The sequence below is a fragment of the Micromonospora sp. NPDC049101 genome (genome assembly GCF_040648675.1).
Taxonomy (GTDB): Bacteria; Actinomycetota; Actinomycetes; order Mycobacteriales; family Micromonosporaceae; genus Micromonospora.
Map to the genome: position 1 here is coordinate 1 of NZ_JBEZED010000012.1, position 16,905 is coordinate 16,905.

The following is a 16,905-nucleotide window of genomic DNA, read 5'->3' on the forward strand; positions in this document are numbered from 1 at the left end:
TGTGTCCACCGCCCACCGCCCCGGGCGGGCGCCGCCCCCCGCCGGCCGGCGGCGCGGCCCCGGCGGCTTTATAACGCCTTCCGATATACCTTCGCGTCCGATACATTGCAGCGATGGACACACCGCTGCGCGAACCCACCTTCCTGATCCTCACCGCGCTCGCCGCCGAGCCGATGCACGGCTACGGGCTGATCGGCGAGGTCGCCGCCCTCTCCGACAACCGCGTGTCGCTGCGCCCCGGGACGCTCTACGGGGCACTGGACCGGCTTGTCGACGCCGGCCTCGTCGAGGTCGACCGGGAGGAGGTGGTGGATGGCCGGCTGCGCCGCTACTACCGGCTCTCCGCCACCGGCGACGCCACCCTGACCGCCGAGACCGAACGGCTACGTCGCAACGTCGAGGCCGCCACCACCCGGCTCGCCGAGCGGGCTCGCACCGCCCGACCGGTCACCCCGCGCGTGGCCGGAGGGCTGGCATGACCGAGCTTGAGCGCCGCTACCTGCGGCTCCTGCACGCCTACCCCGTCGACTACCGGCGCTCCCGGGGCGCCGAGATCGTCGGGACGTACCTCGAACTGGCTGACCCGGGCCGGCGCTGGCCCTCGCCCGCGGACGCCGCGGACGTCGTGCGCGCCGGCCTGCGCCAGCGGGTGCGCGCCACCGGCGCGGCCGGCCTCCTGCCGGGTGTACGCCTCGCGGCCGCTCTGGCCCTGCTCACCGCCACCGCGCTGGCCGGGGTCTGGATGGTGCTGGAACTACGCCCCGCACCGACCGCCGGCTTCGGCGAGCCGACCCTCGGGCCGTTCATCTCGCTCGGCATCGGGGCGTGGACCGCCTGGGGGCTGGCCGCACTGGTGCATGCCCTGGCACCCGGTCGGTGGGCCCGACGCGCCGTCGCGTTCGCGGTGCTCCTCACGGCCGCGCTCGTCCCGGTCGCCGCACTCACCGGTCTGCCGCGCCCGCCGCTGTTCGTGCTGCTGCCCCAGCTCGGGTTGGGCCTGGTCGCGCTCGGCGCGGCCGACGGGCTGCCGGCGTCGCTGCGGGCGGCCCCGCTGGTCGCCGTCAGCGGCGCCGGCGTCCTCGGGGCGATCCTGTTGTCTCCGAACGTGTTCGCGTCGAGCTACCACACCTGGACGGTGGTGCCGGTGCTGCCGACCGCCGCCGTGGTGGTGCTCGCCGTGTCGGTGCTGCTCGGCGCGGGGCTGGCGCTGCGCGGCGACCTGCGGGGCGGCTGGGCCCTACTGATCCTGCTCACCCCGGTGGGCCTGCTGGCCCTGCACCCGCTGGCGGGAGCGTTCGACAGCATGCCTGCCGAGTTCGTGCCGAGCTGGACGGCGCTCGCCGCGACCACTGCCGTGGTCGTGCTTGTCGGCCCCGCGCTGCTGCCGCTCGCGCTCGCCGTCCGCTCCCGCTTCACCCCCAACCCCGACCCTCTCCCCCGGTGATCATGAGGTTGGCGGCGCTTTCGGAGATCGACGACGCCGCCAACCTCATGATCGGCGCGGTCGGGAGCGTCGGCGCAGGGTGTGCAGGAGGGCGGCCAGGAGCAGGGTGGTCATCGCCAGGGCGCCGGGGGCTTTGGTGAAGCGGGCCAGGTTGGTGCCGTCGGGCAGGGCGAGGAAGGCCGCCGCCGCGGCCGGCAGCACGAACCACGTTGTCCGCCGGGCGGTGAGCGCGAGCAGCACCAGCGGCCAGGTCGCGTACCAGGGATGGAAGACCGGGGACAGGACCACCGTGGCCGCCAGGGCCAGGCCGGCACCGTGCAGCGTGACCCAGGGACGGGTCAGGGCCGGATCACCCGGGGCCCGCAGGTCCCGCCAGGCCCTCCACCACAGGACCACCAGCACGACCGCGAGCAGCAGCAGCGCCACCGCCCGGAGCACCGGCACCGCCTGCGGGCCCCGGCCGGCCAGCGCGCCGGCATAGTCGACGACCAGGCCGACGGCGGTGGGCGGTGACGTCCACTGCTTCGAGTCACCGCTGTGGGTCAACCCGCCCAGCCAGCCGAACCCGAGCCCGGACGCGGCCGAGCTGACCAGCAGCGCGGCGAGCAACCCGCCGGTCAGCCAGCCGCCGTCGCGCACCAACGACCGTACGGTGTGCCGGCCCTGCACCGCGGCCAGTGCGGCGAACGGCGTCACCACCACCGCGCTGGCCTTCACCGTCACGGCCAGTCCGAGCAGCACCCCGGCGAACAGCAACGCCGACGGCCGACCCGGTCGGCGGACCACGATCAGGAGCCCGGCCAGCAGCAGGCCCAGCATCACCGCGTCGTTGTGCGCCCCGGCCACCAGGTGCACTCCGACCAGCGGCCCGGCCAGCGCCAACCAGACCGCCCGCCGGGTGGGCACCCCGGCCGCACGCGCCAGTCCGGGTAGGCAGAGCGCGCCCAGCAGCAACCCCGCCACGGCGATGACCCGAAGCACCACGATCGTGCCGGTGAGGCCGCCGCCGAGCATGACCGCGAGCGCCGCGAGCAGCACGAACACCGGCCCGTACGGTGCCGGGGTGTCCCGCCAGATCGGTGCCACCGCGTCCAGCCACGGGCAGCCCGCCGCCGCCACCGGAACGGCGTACGGGTCGACGCCCTGCGCGTACGTCCAGCCCTGGCAGGCGTACGAGTAGACGTCCCGGCTGCCCAGTGGCGGCGCGACAAGCAGCGGCAGTGCCCACAGCCCGGCGGTGCCGTACGCCCACCGGGTCGACGGCACCGCCTCGCGCAGCGACCACCACGCCGTGACCAGCAGCCCGGTGCCGACCAGCCAGCAGGTAAGCGTCGCCGGACCGCCCGGGGCTCGCCAGATCGACTCCGGTGTCGCGCCCAGCGGGGCGTCGGGCAGTGCCCCACCGAGGTACCCGGCGACGGCGAGCAGCACCGCGCCGACCAGTCCCGCGTACCGGGCCAGGCGTGCCGCCCACCGACCAGAAGCCGGCGGACCCGAAGGCGGCGGACCGGAAGGCGACGGTCCGGAAGGCGGCGGACCGGAAGGCGGCGGACCGGAAGGCGACGGTCCGGAAGGCGGCGGACCGGGAGCGGTCACCGGCGCACCTTCCCTCAATCGGCGGCGACCGGCTGACGGGCCACCCGAGCCGACCGTACCAACCAGACGACCAGGGCGATCACCAACAGCGTCATCAGCGGCGCCCCGACCGTCTTGGTGAACCGGGGCAGGCCGGTGCCGTCGGGCAGCACCAGGAACGACGCGACGAGTGCGACGACGGTGAACCATCCGGTCCGGCGGGCGGTGGCCGCGAGCACGGCCAACGGCCAGATCCAGTACCAGGGGTGGAACAACGGCGCGAGGGCGACAGTGGCGGCCAACGCCACCGCGGCGTGCCACAGCGGCTCCCGGGTACGGGCCCGCCACCAGAGCCAGACCAGCAGCAGCGCCAGCACCGCCACGCCGATCCCCCGGGTGACCGGCAGCGCGTCGATGTGCCCGCCGAACGGCACCACCAGGTAGCCGACGGTCTGGCCGATCGCGGTGGACGGCGACGTCCAGGCGATCACGTCACTGCCGCTGGCCAGCCCGCTGACCCAGCCGAAGTCCAGCCCCGCCGCCACGGTCACCCCGACCACGGCGGCGACCGCGCCGCCGACCACCCACCCGCCGTGCCGGAACAGAGCCCGGATCGAGTACCCGCCGACGATCGCGGCCAACGCCGCGAACGGCACCACGACCAGCGCGGTCACCTTGATCGCGGCGGCCAGTCCGAGCAGCACGCCACCGGCGAGCAGCGGGCCGGGGCGGCCCGGCCGGGACGCGATCACCGCCAGTCCGGCGACCAGCAGGCCGACCATCAGGGCGTCGTTGTGCGCGCCGCCCACCAGGTGCACGGCGACCAGCGGGCAACCCAGCGCGAGCCAGACCGCCCGACCGGCGGGTACGCCGGCTCGCCGGGCCAGCACCGGCAGGCTCACCGCGGTCAGCGCCACCCCGGCCACCGCGATCAGCCGGAACACCACGATCGCGCCGGTCAGTGAGCCGGTGGCCTTGACCACCGCACCGGAGAGCACCACGAACAGCGGCCCGTACGGCGCGGGCGTGTCCCGCCAGATGTACGAGATGGTGTCCAGCCAGGGGCAGGGCAACGCGGAGACGCCCTGCGCGTACGGGTTGAGCCCGGCGGCGTAGCTGGCGCCCTGGCAGGCGTACGCGTACACGTCCCGGCTGGCCAGCGGCGGTGCGACAAGCAGCGGCAGCAGCCAGAGCCCGACGGTGGTCAACGCCCAGCGGGTCGATGGCACCGAGTCCCGCAGCGCCCACCAGGCGTAGGCCAGCAACGCGGTGCCGACCAACCAGGCGGCGAGGACCAGCGGGCCGTTCGGGCCCTGCCAGATGCTGACCGGGTTGGAACGCAGCGGGGAGCCGGGCAGGGCGCCGCCGAGGAACGCGGCGACGGCGAGCAACGCCGATCCCGCCAGGCCGATCCAACGCGCGAGGTGGTGAGGCACGCCGGACATGCTGCCAGTACGGTGGTCGCGGTACGGAGGTGGGCATGCGGCGTAGTCGGGTGGTGGCGGTGGCCGCCGGTTCCGCCGTCGTGCTCGGCGCGCTCTGGTTGGCCCTGCCGCTGATGGGGTCGGACCTGTCCGCGCAGGTGGCCCGGGCGGACTTCTTCGCGGCCCACGGGCCCACCCCGGTCGACCTGCGGTGGTATGCGGGGGTGCAGCAGTTCGGCTACAGCCTGCTCTCCCAGCCCCTGATGGCACTGCTCGGCGTGCGGGTGACCGGCGCGCTGGCTCTGGTGGCGTCGGCCGCCGCGCTGGCCGCGCTGCTGGTCCGCGCCGAGGTGCCCCGACCGCTGCTGGGCAGCCTGGTCGGGGTGGTCACGCTGGCCGGCAACCTGGTCTCCGGCCGGGTCACGTACGCCCTGGGCGTGGCGTTCGGGCTGGCCGCGCTGCTCGCGCTGAGTCGAGGCGTACCCCGAGGAGGGCGCGGGCGGCTCGCGCTCGCTGCGTTCGCCGCGTTGCTGGCCTCGGCGACCAGCCCGGTGGCCGGCCTGTTCGTCGGCCTGGTGGGCGTGGCGTTGCTGCTCACCCGGCGGTACGCCGACGGCCTGGCGCTCGGTGTCGCGGCGGCGGTGCCGCTGGCCGCGACGGCGCTGCTGTTCGGCGACGGCGGCTGGATGAACATCAGCCGCACCGACACGGTCCGCGCGGTGCTGACCAGCCTGCTGGTGGCGGCGCTGGTGACGTACCGGCCGGTGCGGTTCGGCGCGCTGCTCTCCGCCGCCGGGGTGCTCGCCGCCGCCGCCGTGCACACGCCCGTGGGGTTGAACGCGACCCGGCTGGTGACGATGTTCGCGCTGCCGGTGTTGGCCGCCGCGGCCCGCCCGCCCGCCTGGCTCTCCGAGCGGCTGGCCCGCCGGTCGGCGCAGCGCGCCGCCCCGGCCGACGCTGCCCCGGCCGACGCCGCCCCGGCCGACGCCGCCCCGACCAGCGCTGCCGCAGCCGGGTCCACGGCGGCGGGGCGGTCGCGGCCGGCGCGGCTGCGCGGCGGTGTGGGTCTGGCCGCGCTGCTGGTGGCGGTCTGCGTGTGGCAGCCGCCGGTGGTCCCCGCCGACCTGCTCGGCATCGGTGACCCGACGAGCGCGCCGGGCTACCACGCGCCGCTGCGCGCGTTCCTGGCCGGGCAACGGCTCACCGGCCGGGTCGAGGTGCCGCCGACCCGCAACTACTGGGAGGCGGCCCGCCTCGGTGAGGTGCCGCTGGCCCGGGGTTGGCTGCGGCAGGCCGACATCGACCGCAACCCGCTTTTCTTCACCACGGTGCCCGGCGCGGCCGGCACCGGCGTACCGCTGACTCCGACCAGCTACCGGGCCTGGCTGACGGAGAACGCCGTGCAGTTCGTGGCGCTGCCGGACGCCCCGCTGTCCTGGGTGGGGCGGGCCGAGGCGGAGCTGGTCCAGGGCGGGTTGCCGTACCTGACGCCGGTCTGGTCCGGCCCGCACTGGCGGGTCTGGGCGGTGGTCGACCCGACGCCGCTGGTCGCCGCACCCGCCGAGCTGATCCGCGCTGACGGCGCGACGGTGACCTTCCGGGCCCTCACCGCCGGTCCGGTGGCGGTCCGGGTCCGGCACAGCCGGTGGCTTGTCGCATCCGGCGGCACCACGGTCACCGCCGACGGGGGCTGGACCACCGTCACCGTGCCCCGCCCCGGCGAATACACCCTCGGCAGCTGACCCGCTACCCCTCCAGCACCCGCTGGGCGGCGGCGCGGGAGCGGCGGCCGGTGCGCAGGTACTCGTCGAGGAACTCCCCCGGGTCGTCGCGCCCAAGCAGCCGCACCACGCCGGCCAACTCCACCCCGTGCCGGGGCAGTTGGTCGCCGGCCCGACCCCGGACCAGCATCAACGCGTTGCGGACCTGCGCCGCCAGGGACCACCCGGCGGCCATCTCCGCGGCGTCCGCCGGGTCGATCAGGCCGGCCCGCTCGGCGGCCGCGAGGGCATCGAGAGTACGCGTGCCGCGCAGCTCCGGCACCCTGCCCGCGTGCCGGAGCTGGACGAGCTGCACCGCCCACTCCACGTCGGCGAGCCCGCCCCGACCCAGCTTGGTGTGGGTGGCCGGGTCGGCGCCTCGGGGCAGCCGCTCGGTCTCCACCCGGGCCTTGATCCGGCGGATCTCGACGACCTGCTCGCGGGTCAGCCCCTCGGCCGGGTACCGCACCGGGTCGATCATCGTCTCGAACTCGGCGCCCAGGTCGGCGTCGCCGCAGACGAACCGGGCACGCAGCAACGCCTGCGCCTCCCACACCCGCGACCAGCGGGCGTAGTACTGCGCGTACGCGGCGAGACTGCGCACCAGCGGACCCTGCCGCCCCTCCGGGCGCAGGTCGGCGTCGACGCCGAGCGGCGGGTCCGCAGCGGGTACGCCGAGCAGCCGGCGCAACTCCTCGGCGATCGCGTGCGCCGCCGCGCTGGCGTCGCTCTCGCTGGTCCCGGCGGGCGGGTCGTAGACGAAGAGCACGTCGGCGTCGGAGAGGTAGTTCGACTCGTACCCGCCGAGCCGTCCCACGCCGATCACCGCGAACCGCAGCCCCGCCGGGGCCGGCTGGCTGGCCCGGGCGGCGCGCAGCGCGGCGGCCAACGTGGCGTCGGTGACGTCGGCGAGTGCCGTGCCGACCTCGGTGATGTCGAGCGACCCGGTGGCGGGCCGGTTCGTGCCGTCGGGTCGGCTCGGCGTGGGTGCGAGCGCGCCGGCCCGGCTGAGCACGTCCGCGCAGGCCACCCGGACCAGTTCCCGACGTCGCAGCGCGCGCACCGCACGGGTGGCCTCGACCGGGTCGGTGTGCCGGGCCGCCGCCGCCAGGAACCCCTCCCGGAGCACGTCGGGCGGGCGCGGGGCCAGCTCGTTCTCCTCGGCCAGCAGCCGCAGCGCCTCCGGGTCCCGGGCGAGCAGGTCGGCCACGTACCGGGACAGGGCGAGGACCCGGGCCAACCGCCGGGCCACCGGGCCGCCGTCGCGCAGCAGCCGCAGATACCAGGGGGTGCTGCCCAGTTTGTCGGAGACCTTGCGGTAGTTGAGCAGCCCCCGGTCCGGCTCCGGCGCGTCGGCGAACTCGCTGAGCAGCACCGGCAGCAGCGTCCGCTGGATGGCCGCCGTGCGACTCACCCCGCCGGTGAGCGCCTGGAGGTGGCGCAGCGCCCCGGCCGGGTCGGCGAAGCCGAGGATCTCCAGCCGGTGACTGGCCGCCTCCGGGGTGAGTCGCAACCCGTCGGCCGGCACCCGGGCCACCGACTCCAGCAGCGGCCGGTAGAGCAGTTTGGCGTGCAGTCGGCGTACCTCGGTGGCGTGGGTGACCCACTCGGCCCGGAAGCTCTCCACGGCGCTGTGCCCCGGCGTGGCCGTGAAACCCAGTGCGGCGGCGAGCCAGCGCAACGCGCCCGGCTCGCTGGGCACGGTGTGCGTACGACGCAGGCCCTGGAGTTGGAGTCGGTGCTCGACGCTGCGCAGGAAGCGGTAGCCGCGCAGCAGCGCCTCGCCGTCGGCCCGGCCGACGTAGCCGCCGGCGACGAGCGCGCGCAGCGCCGGGATGGTGCCGGGTACCCGCAGCGTCTCGTCGACGCGGCCGTGCACGAGTTGCAGCAACTGGACGGCGAACTCGATGTCGCGCAGCCCGCCGGGGCCGCGCTTGATCTCGCGTTCCAACTCCTTCGGCGGGATGTGGTCGATGATCCGGCGGCGCATGGCGCGGACGTCCTCGACCGCCTCGGGCCGTTCGGCCGCCCGCCACACCAGCGGCGCGAGCTGGTCGATCCACTCCTGGGCCACCGGCACGTCACCGGCGGCCGGGCGGGCCTTGAGCAGCGCCTGGAACTCCCAGGTGCGCGCCCACCGGCGGTAGTAGGCCAGGTGGCTGGCCAGGGTTCGCACCAGTGGGCCCCGGTTGCCCTCGGGTCGCAGCGCGGCGTCCACCGGCCAGGCGACGAACCCGCAGATGTGGATCAGCCGGGTCGCCACCAGGGTCGCCGCCGGCAGGTCGGCGTCCTCGGCCGCCACGAAGATGACGTCCACGTCGGAGACGTAGTTCAGCTCGCCGCCGCCACACTTGCCCATCGCCACGACCGCGAGCCGGGGCCGCTCGGTGCCCTCGGCCAGCTCCGTGACGGCGATCTCGTACGCCGCGGCGAGGGTCGCGTCGGCCAACGCGGACAGCGCGGCCATGGTCTGCTCCAGGCCGCGCCCGCCGGTCAGGTCGGCCGCCGCGATCCGCAACAGTGCCAGCCGGTACGCGGTCCGCAGCACCGCCACCGGGTTGCCACCGCCGGTCGGTTCCAGCCGCCCCTCGGCGATCGGGGCGAGCCCGTCCGGGGCGGTCCGCAGCGTCAGGCAGTGCTCGGGGTTGGCCACCAGGTGATCACCGAGCGCCGCCGACGCGCCGAGCACCGCGATCAGCCGCCGCCGCAGGCCCGGGTCGGTGTGCAGCTCCGCGAGCAGCGACGACGCGGCGCTACCGCCGCTCGGGCTGCCCCCGGCGCTGCCTGCGCTCGTGCGGCGTTCGGTCTCCACGATGCGGTGTAGTTGCCGCAGTGCCAGGTCCGGATCGGCGGCCCGGGACAGTGCGGCAAGCAGCTCCGCCGCGGTCTCGTCGGCCGGCTCCTGTTCCTCCGGCCGCCACAGCCGCAGCCCGTCCGGGCCGAGCAGATCCGCGGCGCGCGCGCCGCCGTCGCCCTCGGCGGTGCCGAAGCCATAGCGGGCGAGCCGCCCCGGTGCCCTGGTCGGCCGACTCATCAGTGCCCGAGCAGCGGCAGGCCGCGCCGGATCGTGCTGTCATCCAACTCGCCGAGGGCCAGCGCGGCGAACCGGGCCGCGAACGGCTGCCAGACCTCCTCGACATCGGCCAGCACCGAGGCGCAGGCCGCCACCACCAGCTCCGGGTCGTAGCCCAGCTCGGCGAGTTGGGTCGAGTCGGTCGCCCAGCCGGCGATCATCTCGGCGTCGCACTCGATGTGGAACTGCAACCCCCACGCCCGGTCACCGAGCCGGAACGCCTGGTGCGGGTAGCGGGTGGACGCGGCCAGCAGGGTGGCACCCCGGGGCAGCTCGGTGATCTCGTCGGCGTGCCACTGGAGCACGTCCGGGATCAGCGGCACGTACCGGAACAACGGATCGTGCTCGGCGGCGTCGCGCCGGCCGACCACACCGGGGCCGATCTCCGGCCCGGACGGGCTCCGCTCGACCAGGCCGGCATGCGCGGTGGCGAGCAGTTGCGCGCCCAGGCAGACCGCCAGGGTGGGCACCCGGTAGCGGACGGCCTTGCGTAGCAGGCCCTCCACCGCCGGAAACCAGGGAGCGCCGGGCGAGCCGTCCGGCAGCGGGTACGCCTGCTGGTCGCCGCCGAGCACCACAAACGCGGCGTACCCCTCCAGGTCGGCGGGGAGCTCGTCGCCGGCGTGCGGGCGGACCACCCGCAGTTCCAGCCCAGCTTCGGTCAGCCACTCACCCAGCCGGCGCGCGTCGTCCGTCGGGTCGTTCTCGATCACCAGCGCGGTTGCCACCCGTCGAGGCTAGCCGGTGGGCCGTGTGCCGCCATGCCCCGCCACCGGGATGCGCGCGCCGGCCGTCGATCCTGGATCCGGCGCTAGGCTCTGCGGTTGTGATCAACGAGGACACCGCCGTCGTCCGCCCGCCCGTGCTGCGACCGGGTGACACGGTGCTGCTGGTGTCACCGTCCGGGCCGACCTCGCCGGAGCGGGTGGCCCGGGGGATGGAGCTGCTCATCGGCTGGGGCCTGCGGCCGGTCCCGGCACCGCACGCGTACGCCCGCCACGGCTACCTCGCCGGCACCGATGACCTGCGGGCCGCCGACCTGAACGCCGCGTTCGCCGACCCGCAGGTACGCGGGGTGATCTGCACCCGTGGCGGCTACGGCGTCCAGCGGATCGTGGACGCCATCGACATGGCCGCCGTACGCCGTGACCCGAAGGTGGTGGCCGGGTTCTCGGACATCACCGCGTTGCAGTTCGCACTGTGGCGGGGTGCCCGGCTGGCCGGAGTGCACGGCCCGGGGGCGGCCTGGCGGGACGAGCGGACCCCGCTGCGCTCCGCCGAGTCCCTGCACGCGGCGCTGATGACGACCGAGCCGGTGTCGATCAGCGCGCTGCCCACCGAGGACACCTTCGGCGTACGCGTTCCGGGTCGCGCCACCGGCACCCTGCTCGGCGGCAACCTGTGCCTGATCGCCGCGTCGATCGGCACCCCGGACCTGCCCGACCTGACCGGTGCGGTGCTGTTGATCGAGGACGTGCAGGAGCCCCCGTACAAGGTCGACCGGATGCTCACCCAGCTGCGCCGGGCCGGCGTGCTGGACGGGCTGGCCGGGGTGGCGGTCGGGCAGTTCACCGACTGTGGCGACGGTTGGGACACCACGATCGTCGACGTGCTCACCGAACGCCTCGGCGACCTGGGCGTACCGGTGCTCGGCGGCCTGCCGATCGGCCACGGCCACGGCCAGCTGACGGTCCCGTTCGGCACCCAGGCCACCCTAGACACCAACACCAACACCCTGACAGCAACCCCCGCAGTCCAATAACCCCCGCCCTCCCCGTCCCCCTCCCTCCCTCCCCCGGCCTCTCCCCCCGCCCCCTCCCCCGGTGATCATGAGGTTGTAGTCGCTCGCCTCGGCGTGTCGCGGCAATAACCTCATGATCACCGCCGGCGGGGCGGGGGTGGGGTGGGGGTGGGGGTGGGGGTGGGGGTGGGGTGGGGTGGGGTGGGGTTAGGTGGGGGGCAGGTGGGCTACTGCGCCGGTTTCCAGGGCGGCCCAGATGCCGGCGGCGGTGCGGGTGATGCCGTGTGGTTCGGCGTTGGGGGTGGGTAGGGCGTAGCTGTCGATCCGGCCAGTGGGATCGAGGTGACCGATCCGGTTGGCTCCCCACTCGGTGAACCAGGCGCCACCGGCCGGATCGGCCACGATCGCGTGCGGACGGGCCGCACGATCGGGCAGCGGAAACTCGACGATCTCGCCGTCGGGGGTGATCCGGCCGAGCTGACCGGCGGCGATCTCCACGAACCAGATCGCACCATCGCTGCCGAGCGTGATGCCGACCGGGCCGGCGTCCGGGGTGGGCAACGGATGCAGTGTCACCCGGCCGTCGAGGTCGATCCGGCCGATCGCGTTCGCCTGGTTGAGGGTGAACCAGAGAGCCTGGTCCGCACCGGCGGTGATCATCGAGGCGAACCCGCCGGTCACCGGCAACGGGAACACCGTGACCGTGCCGTCGATGTCCACCCGGCCGATCGTGTCGGAGCTCATCCCGGCGTACCAGAGCGCGCCATCTCCTCCGGCGGCGATACCGCCCGGCCCGGCGCCGGCGGGCAGGGCGATCGTGCGCTGCTCGCCGTCGGTGCTGATCCGACCGATCCGGTCGTCTCCCGAGCGGGTGAACCACAGGGCGTCGTCCGGCCCCGCCGTGATGATCAGTGGGCGGCCGCCAGGCTGATCCAGCGGGTACGTCCGGACCGCGCCGTCGGCCCCCAGCCGGGCGATCCCGCCGGCGTGGACCAACGTCAGCCACAACGCGCCGTCGGGGCCGGCCGTGATGCCGTACGGGCCGACGCCCGGCTCGACGAGCGGTATCTCCCGAATCTCCACGGTCATCTCGACGTGCGTCCCTTCGTCGGTGAATCGCTAACCCTGACGGTTCATCACGCACTGGCGCAATCGATTTGGCCGCCGGGCAGCCAGGATTGTCAGCCCGCTGACAGGTTCGCCACGGGTTACGCCCAGCCAGCCTGGTCACTGTCGGTGATGACAGCGCACGTCACCGACCTTCTGGAGGACAGCATGTCCCGCACCATCCCCAGGAAGCACCTGCTGGCCGGTCTGGCCACCGCCGGCGTCCTCGGCGTGGGGATCGCCGCCCCGACGATCGCGTTCGCCGCGGACACCCCGACTCCGACACCGAGCGCCAGCACCGCCCCGGCCCCCGGATCGAAGGCCGACACCGCCCCCGGAGCAAAGGCCAACGCCGCTCCCGGCGCCAAGGCCGACCGGCAGAACGAGTTCGCCGAAGCGCTCGCCAAGGAGCTGGGCGTGCCCACCGACAAGGTGACCGCCGCGCTGGAGAAGGTCCGCGAGCAGCACCGGCCGGCCGATCGCCCGCAGCGCCCGTCCGCCGCGGACCGGCAGGCCGCGCTCAAGGAACGGCAGGCCGCGCTCAAGGCGCGCCTGGACCAGGCGGTCAAGGACGGCAAGCTCACCCAGGAGCAGGCCGACGCCATCACCAAGGCCATCGAGGCCGGCGTCTTCCCCGGCCCGGGCGCCCACCGTGGCCCGGGCGGTCACGGCGGACCGGGCAACGACGGCGGCCCAGCGGGTACGCCCGGCAGGTAACCCATCGGGGCAGGCCCTGGCCAGACCGGGCCTGCCCCGACTTGATCCACTCGACTTTCATGAACCCGCGGTGTCCACACCAGCCCAACACCCCCGATTCCATGAAACCGAGTCGATCAACGCCCGACGCACACCAACCAGACCCACCCGGCCGGCCGCCCTCTGGGCGGCAGACCCCGCAGGCGTCAGGCAGCGGGCTTCAGGCCGGCGGGCTTCAGGCCGGCGGGGGCGTGAAGACCCCCAGTTGGTTGCCGGCCGGGTCGAGCAGGTGGGCCAACGTGAGACCGCTCGGGGCCGTTCGCGCCGGCACCAGCACCCGGCCGCCGGACTCCTCGGCCCGTCGGCAGGTCTCCGCCACGTCGGCGACCTCGGCGTAGAACACCGCGTAGTTCGGCGACGCCCCGTCGATGGCCCGGATCGCCCCACCGATCCCGGTGTCGCCGCCGGCTCCGGTCACCCGGTAGGACCCGCCGTCGGTCGAGCCCTGCTCCTCGAAGGTCCAGCCGAACAGCTCGCCGTAGAAGCGTTCCGCCTCCTCCGGCCGATCGGTGCCGATCTCGAACCACGTGATGGGTGTCGCGGACATCTACTGCCTCCAGAGTTTCCCGTACCGGCCGAACGGCCGTCGTCTGGAACAGTTTCGGTGGCCTCCACGACAACGTCCTGTCGGTGTTTCTGTTTCAGCAGAATGTGGCGCCCTACGGCCCGTCCGCGAACCGCCGCAGCCGTTGCACCAGGTCGGGCCGACGGGAGCCGTACCAGAACGCGAAGTGCTGCGCCTCCGCCGCCGAAATCCACTCGCGATGGAGTTCGAGCTCGTACATCCGCACCACCAGCTCGCAGGTCGTCTCGTCCAACCAGTCGAGCGGATGTCCTCTGCCCGCCGCCCCACCCCGGGCCCTGGCGAGCAGGTCGCCGGCGAGCGCGACCCACCTGGCGTCGACCTGATCGTCGCGGCCCACGAAGGCGAGCACGCACCTGACGGCCGGGGCGGCATGGCCCGCAGTCAGGTCCAGTGCGTCCAGGTGTTGGAGGACATCGGCGGCGAACGCGGATGACAGCTCGGTGTCGAGGGCCAGCCGGTCCAGGAGGAAGGCGGCAACTGACTCGTCCCGCGACGTCGGCCGGTGCGGCTCAATGCTTGCCAGCAGTCGCCGGTACACCCGCTCCCGCTGCGGAAGCGGCGTGGGATGCAGCGGCAGAAGGGCAACATCGAGCAACAGTCGAGCCTCCGAGCAGTCTCCGTCCGGAAAGCTCAAGAAGTAAGTGAGGGTGTCGAAGCGCCTCTCCAGCAAGGAGAGTCTCGCCGGCTCCACGGCGTGCAGCATCGCCTCGGCGTGCGGATCGCACTCGAAATGGACGCTTCGGCGCCACAGGTCGACATCAACATCGGGGACGTACCTGTGCGCCCCGTCGCCATCGGAGGTCGGGAGGCCCAGACGGACGGGGAGGTGCCAGCGGGGGTCCGGTTCCGTCGAATCGACTCCGGGGCTCAGCGACAGGGTGAGCCGAGGCTCCCCGTCCTGCCAACCCCGGATCGGGTGGACCAGGGTCAGCAGACCGAGGTAGGCGGCGTCGTCCAGGTGGGCCCGCCACTGCACCGCCCGCCTCCGCCAACTCCGCACGGGCTGTGCACTGGACGGGAACACGTCGCCGCACGGCAGGTCAGCGATGGACAGCGCGAGCAGCAGCAGGTTCGCGGCATACACCGCGCAGCGCTCCGGCAGGTGCAACCGTCGGGGCTGGTAGGACTCGTGACGGCCCACCGGGCGCGGTTCCGACGTCACACGGAACAGTCGCAGCAGCAGGTCCAGCGCTTCGGCGCGGTGCTGCTCCGGCCACGCCGCCAGCGCCTCGACGACGAAGGTGACCACCGGCGCACGGTTGGACAGCACGGCGAACGAGAGCAACGCGTACAGCCGGTCGTCGTCGACGGGAGCATCGTCGAGCAGGGTCGCGGCCTCACGCACCACGAGGTCACGCAGAACGAGCGTGACGGTGCGGGCGATGAGAAACTCGCCGAAGGTCGCGTGCAGGAACTCGTAGGTGTGCGACGGCCCGTGCTCCCGCACCGCCGTGGAACGGTGCACGAAGAAGAACCTCCCCAGCACGATCTCGGCGGTGCTCAGCGACCCCCGCTCGTCCTGCCGGACCGTCGAGGCCCGCCGCCCGAGGAAGGGCAACGCGGCCAGGTCAGCATCGAGATCGTCCTCGCTCACCCACTGCACGCCCCGGTTGAACATGCTGAAGGCGACGACCGAGAGCCGGCGCAGTTCCTCCTCCGTCGCCCGGGCCAGGTCCCGTTCCGACAACCCGGAGGACTGCTTCAGGACCTCCCGGTGGGCGAACCGCTTCAGCAACCGTTCGTACAGCTCGCCGCGCCCCAACGCGCCGGCCGAGCGTAGGTCGTGTCCGTCGGCGTCGTAGAGCGCGAGCATCAGCAGGAGCAGCGGCTGCTCCGCGAGCTCCCGGTGCGCCCGCACCACGTCGGGGTCCAGGGGACCGGTGCCCGACGCCCGGAAGCAGTCGGCGTTGACCCGGTTCCACGTGGCCACCCAGGTATCGATCCGGGTCGCGTCGAACGGCTCCAGCAGCACCGCGACCGCGCCTGGTGGCGGCTGGGCGCGATCGGCGACGCTCGTCCGGGTGGTGACGAGCACCGCGACCGACCGTCCCTGATCCGCCTCACGACGTTGGAACGCCGCCACCCTGCGCAGGTAGTCGGTCTGGCTGGCGCCGGTGGCCTGGAGCAGTTCGTCGAACCCGTCGAGTAACACGACAGGCATGGCGTCGCCGGCCGACCGCACCAGGTCGGGCCAGGTGAGCCGCTCGCCGGTCGCCGCGCGTAGCGCCTGCTCGATCTGGTCCTGCAGGTCACCGGCGGCGTACACCTCTCGCAGCACGACGCGGATCACCAGGAAGTCGGCGGCAGGCAGTTGGGCGGCAAGGATCCGGGTGAGCACGGACTTGCCCGAACCTGGCTGACCGAGCACGAGCAACGGCGCCGTCGTCGCACCCGCCGAGGTCAGGTGCACCACGAGCGACTGCCACAGATCCTCGCGGAGTGGGCGGTCGCGCCACCAGCTCTCGTCACTGGCGCGCGCCCCGGCCCCCAACTCGGCAATCCGGCACAACGGCGGCACGTACGCCTCACCGAGCGTCGGCATCCGCAAACCCGCCGGCACGTCCCCCGACGAGACGATCGGTCGCCGCAGATCGGAGGTGTAGGCGGCGGCGAGACCGGCACGTCTGTCGTCGGGAGGGCGGCCGGTGGACATGACGGCCAGGGCCCGACGCATCTCCGCCAACCCGACCGAGATCGCCCGGAGCTGTTGGCGGGTGGCCTCGTGTTCCTGCAACCCCAGCCAGAAGTTGACCTCGAAGAAGTCCTCCGCCAACCGGGTCAACAGGTCTCGGTGCCGTCTGATGGCTACGTCCGGAAGTCGGGACAGGGCCGTGGCGGCTCTGCTCCGCAGCTGGTGGTCTGCCTGCTCCCAGACGGCCAAACCCTCGACGAAGTGCAGGACCCGGCCGGTGAGACCGTCGAAGTACGTGACGAGGGCCGCCCGCAGTGCCGGGTACGGCAGGTGTGGCCCCGGCAGTGGCGCCGCCGTGCCGAAGAACGAATCCACGATGCCGTCGCTGACCGACCCGGAACTGGCGAGTGCCAGTTGTTCCCGCTTGTCCACCGCCAGGTCGGCCGCGTCGAATGGCAGATCGACGTCGTGCAGCGCCTCGAAGAAGGCGGTCACCGCGATCACGGCGTGCGCCGCCTCCAGACGCTGCGTCCGGTCGTACCGAGACAACCCGGAGCGTTGTTCGGAGACGTTGCGTACCAACTCGTGGCCGAGCCGGACGAACTCCGCCTTGGCGTCGAAGATGCCCAGCGCTCCCGGCACACCGGCGACCGAGGCTCCCAGGAGCGACCAGCCCGTCAGCTTGTCGAACCAGGTGAAGAACCGGCTGTTCTCCCCGCCGAGCAGCCGGACGGCGTCGGCGTAGCTGAGCGTGTCGGGCACCCTGGTCCTCCCCCGCGACGGCAGACCCGCCAGCCTCCCGCAATC

At 73.9% G+C, this 16,905-nt stretch carries 12 protein-coding genes; 5 read left to right on the forward strand and 7 right to left on the reverse strand.

The annotated features are described in order from the left end of the window. Positions 1–113: 113 nt before the first annotated feature. On the forward strand, positions 114–479 hold the full coding sequence (locus AB0B57_RS17955) for a helix-turn-helix transcriptional regulator (protein ID WP_357070422.1): 366 nt from the start codon (positions 114–116) through the stop codon (positions 477–479). Beyond that, a complete protein-coding gene (locus AB0B57_RS17960; protein ID WP_357070424.1) occupies positions 476–1,444 on the forward strand; it encodes a hypothetical protein in 969 nt (322 codons plus the stop codon). Before AB0B57_RS17955 ends, AB0B57_RS17960 begins: the two co-directional genes overlap by 4 nt. A 45-nt stretch (positions 1,445–1,489) precedes the next feature. On the opposite strand, the gene mptB (AB0B57_RS17965) is transcribed toward AB0B57_RS17960, so the two are convergent. Next, positions 1,490–2,905, reverse strand: coding sequence for a polyprenol phosphomannose-dependent alpha 1,6 mannosyltransferase MptB (gene mptB / locus AB0B57_RS17965; protein WP_357071025.1), 1,416 nt, complete (start codon positions 2,903–2,905; stop codon positions 1,490–1,492). A gap of 149 nt (positions 2,906–3,054) precedes the next feature. Then, positions 3,055–4,455, reverse strand: a complete 1,401-nt coding sequence (mptB, locus tag AB0B57_RS17970) for a polyprenol phosphomannose-dependent alpha 1,6 mannosyltransferase MptB (RefSeq protein WP_357070426.1) — start codon at positions 4,453–4,455, stop codon at positions 3,055–3,057. A 44-nt stretch (positions 4,456–4,499) separates the two neighbouring features. On the opposite strand from mptB (AB0B57_RS17970), the gene AB0B57_RS17975 reads away from it, so the two are divergent. Next, positions 4,500–6,185 carry a hypothetical protein gene (locus tag AB0B57_RS17975; protein ID WP_357070428.1) on the forward strand — a complete coding sequence of 562 codons (1,686 nt, stop codon included), beginning with the start codon at positions 4,500–4,502 and terminating at the stop codon, positions 6,183–6,185. A gap of 4 nt (positions 6,186–6,189) precedes the next feature. On the opposite strand, the gene AB0B57_RS17980 is transcribed toward AB0B57_RS17975, so the two are convergent. Next, positions 6,190–9,237 carry a bifunctional [glutamine synthetase] adenylyltransferase/[glutamine synthetase]-adenylyl-L-tyrosine phosphorylase gene (locus AB0B57_RS17980; RefSeq protein WP_357070430.1) on the reverse strand — a complete coding sequence of 1,016 codons (3,048 nt, stop codon included), beginning with the start codon at positions 9,235–9,237 and terminating at the stop codon, positions 6,190–6,192. Continuing rightward, on the reverse strand, positions 9,237–10,004 hold the full coding sequence (locus tag AB0B57_RS17985) for a type 1 glutamine amidotransferase (protein ID WP_357070432.1): 768 nt from the start codon (positions 10,002–10,004) through the stop codon (positions 9,237–9,239). Before AB0B57_RS17985 ends, AB0B57_RS17980 begins: the two co-directional genes overlap by 1 nt. A 98-nt stretch (positions 10,005–10,102) precedes the next feature. Between AB0B57_RS17985 and AB0B57_RS17990 the strand changes: the two genes are divergently transcribed. Further along, complete coding sequence (locus AB0B57_RS17990) at positions 10,103–11,038, forward strand: LD-carboxypeptidase (RefSeq protein ID WP_357070434.1); 936 nt, start codon at positions 10,103–10,105, stop codon at positions 11,036–11,038. A gap of 186 nt (positions 11,039–11,224) precedes the next feature. Here the strand turns inward: AB0B57_RS17990 and AB0B57_RS17995 are convergent, their stop codons facing one another. Beyond that, positions 11,225–12,106 carry a virginiamycin B lyase gene (locus AB0B57_RS17995; protein ID WP_357070436.1) on the reverse strand — a complete coding sequence of 294 codons (882 nt, stop codon included), beginning with the start codon at positions 12,104–12,106 and terminating at the stop codon, positions 11,225–11,227. Positions 12,107–12,292: 186 nt separating this feature from the next. On the opposite strand from AB0B57_RS17995, the gene AB0B57_RS18000 reads away from it, so the two are divergent. Beyond that, positions 12,293–12,841 (forward strand): hypothetical protein, encoded by a 549-nt coding sequence (locus AB0B57_RS18000; RefSeq protein ID WP_357071028.1) that lies wholly within the window; start codon positions 12,293–12,295, stop codon positions 12,839–12,841. 214 nt (positions 12,842–13,055) lie between these two features. On the opposite strand, the gene AB0B57_RS18005 is transcribed toward AB0B57_RS18000, so the two are convergent. Then, entirely contained in the window at positions 13,056–13,427 is a 372-nt protein-coding gene (locus AB0B57_RS18005) for a VOC family protein (protein WP_357070438.1), read from the reverse strand. Positions 13,428–13,539: 112 nt separating this feature from the next. Next, a complete protein-coding gene (locus AB0B57_RS18010; protein WP_357070440.1) occupies positions 13,540–16,860 on the reverse strand; it encodes an ATP-binding protein in 3,321 nt (1,106 codons plus the stop codon). Positions 16,861–16,905: the final 45 nt, after the last annotated feature.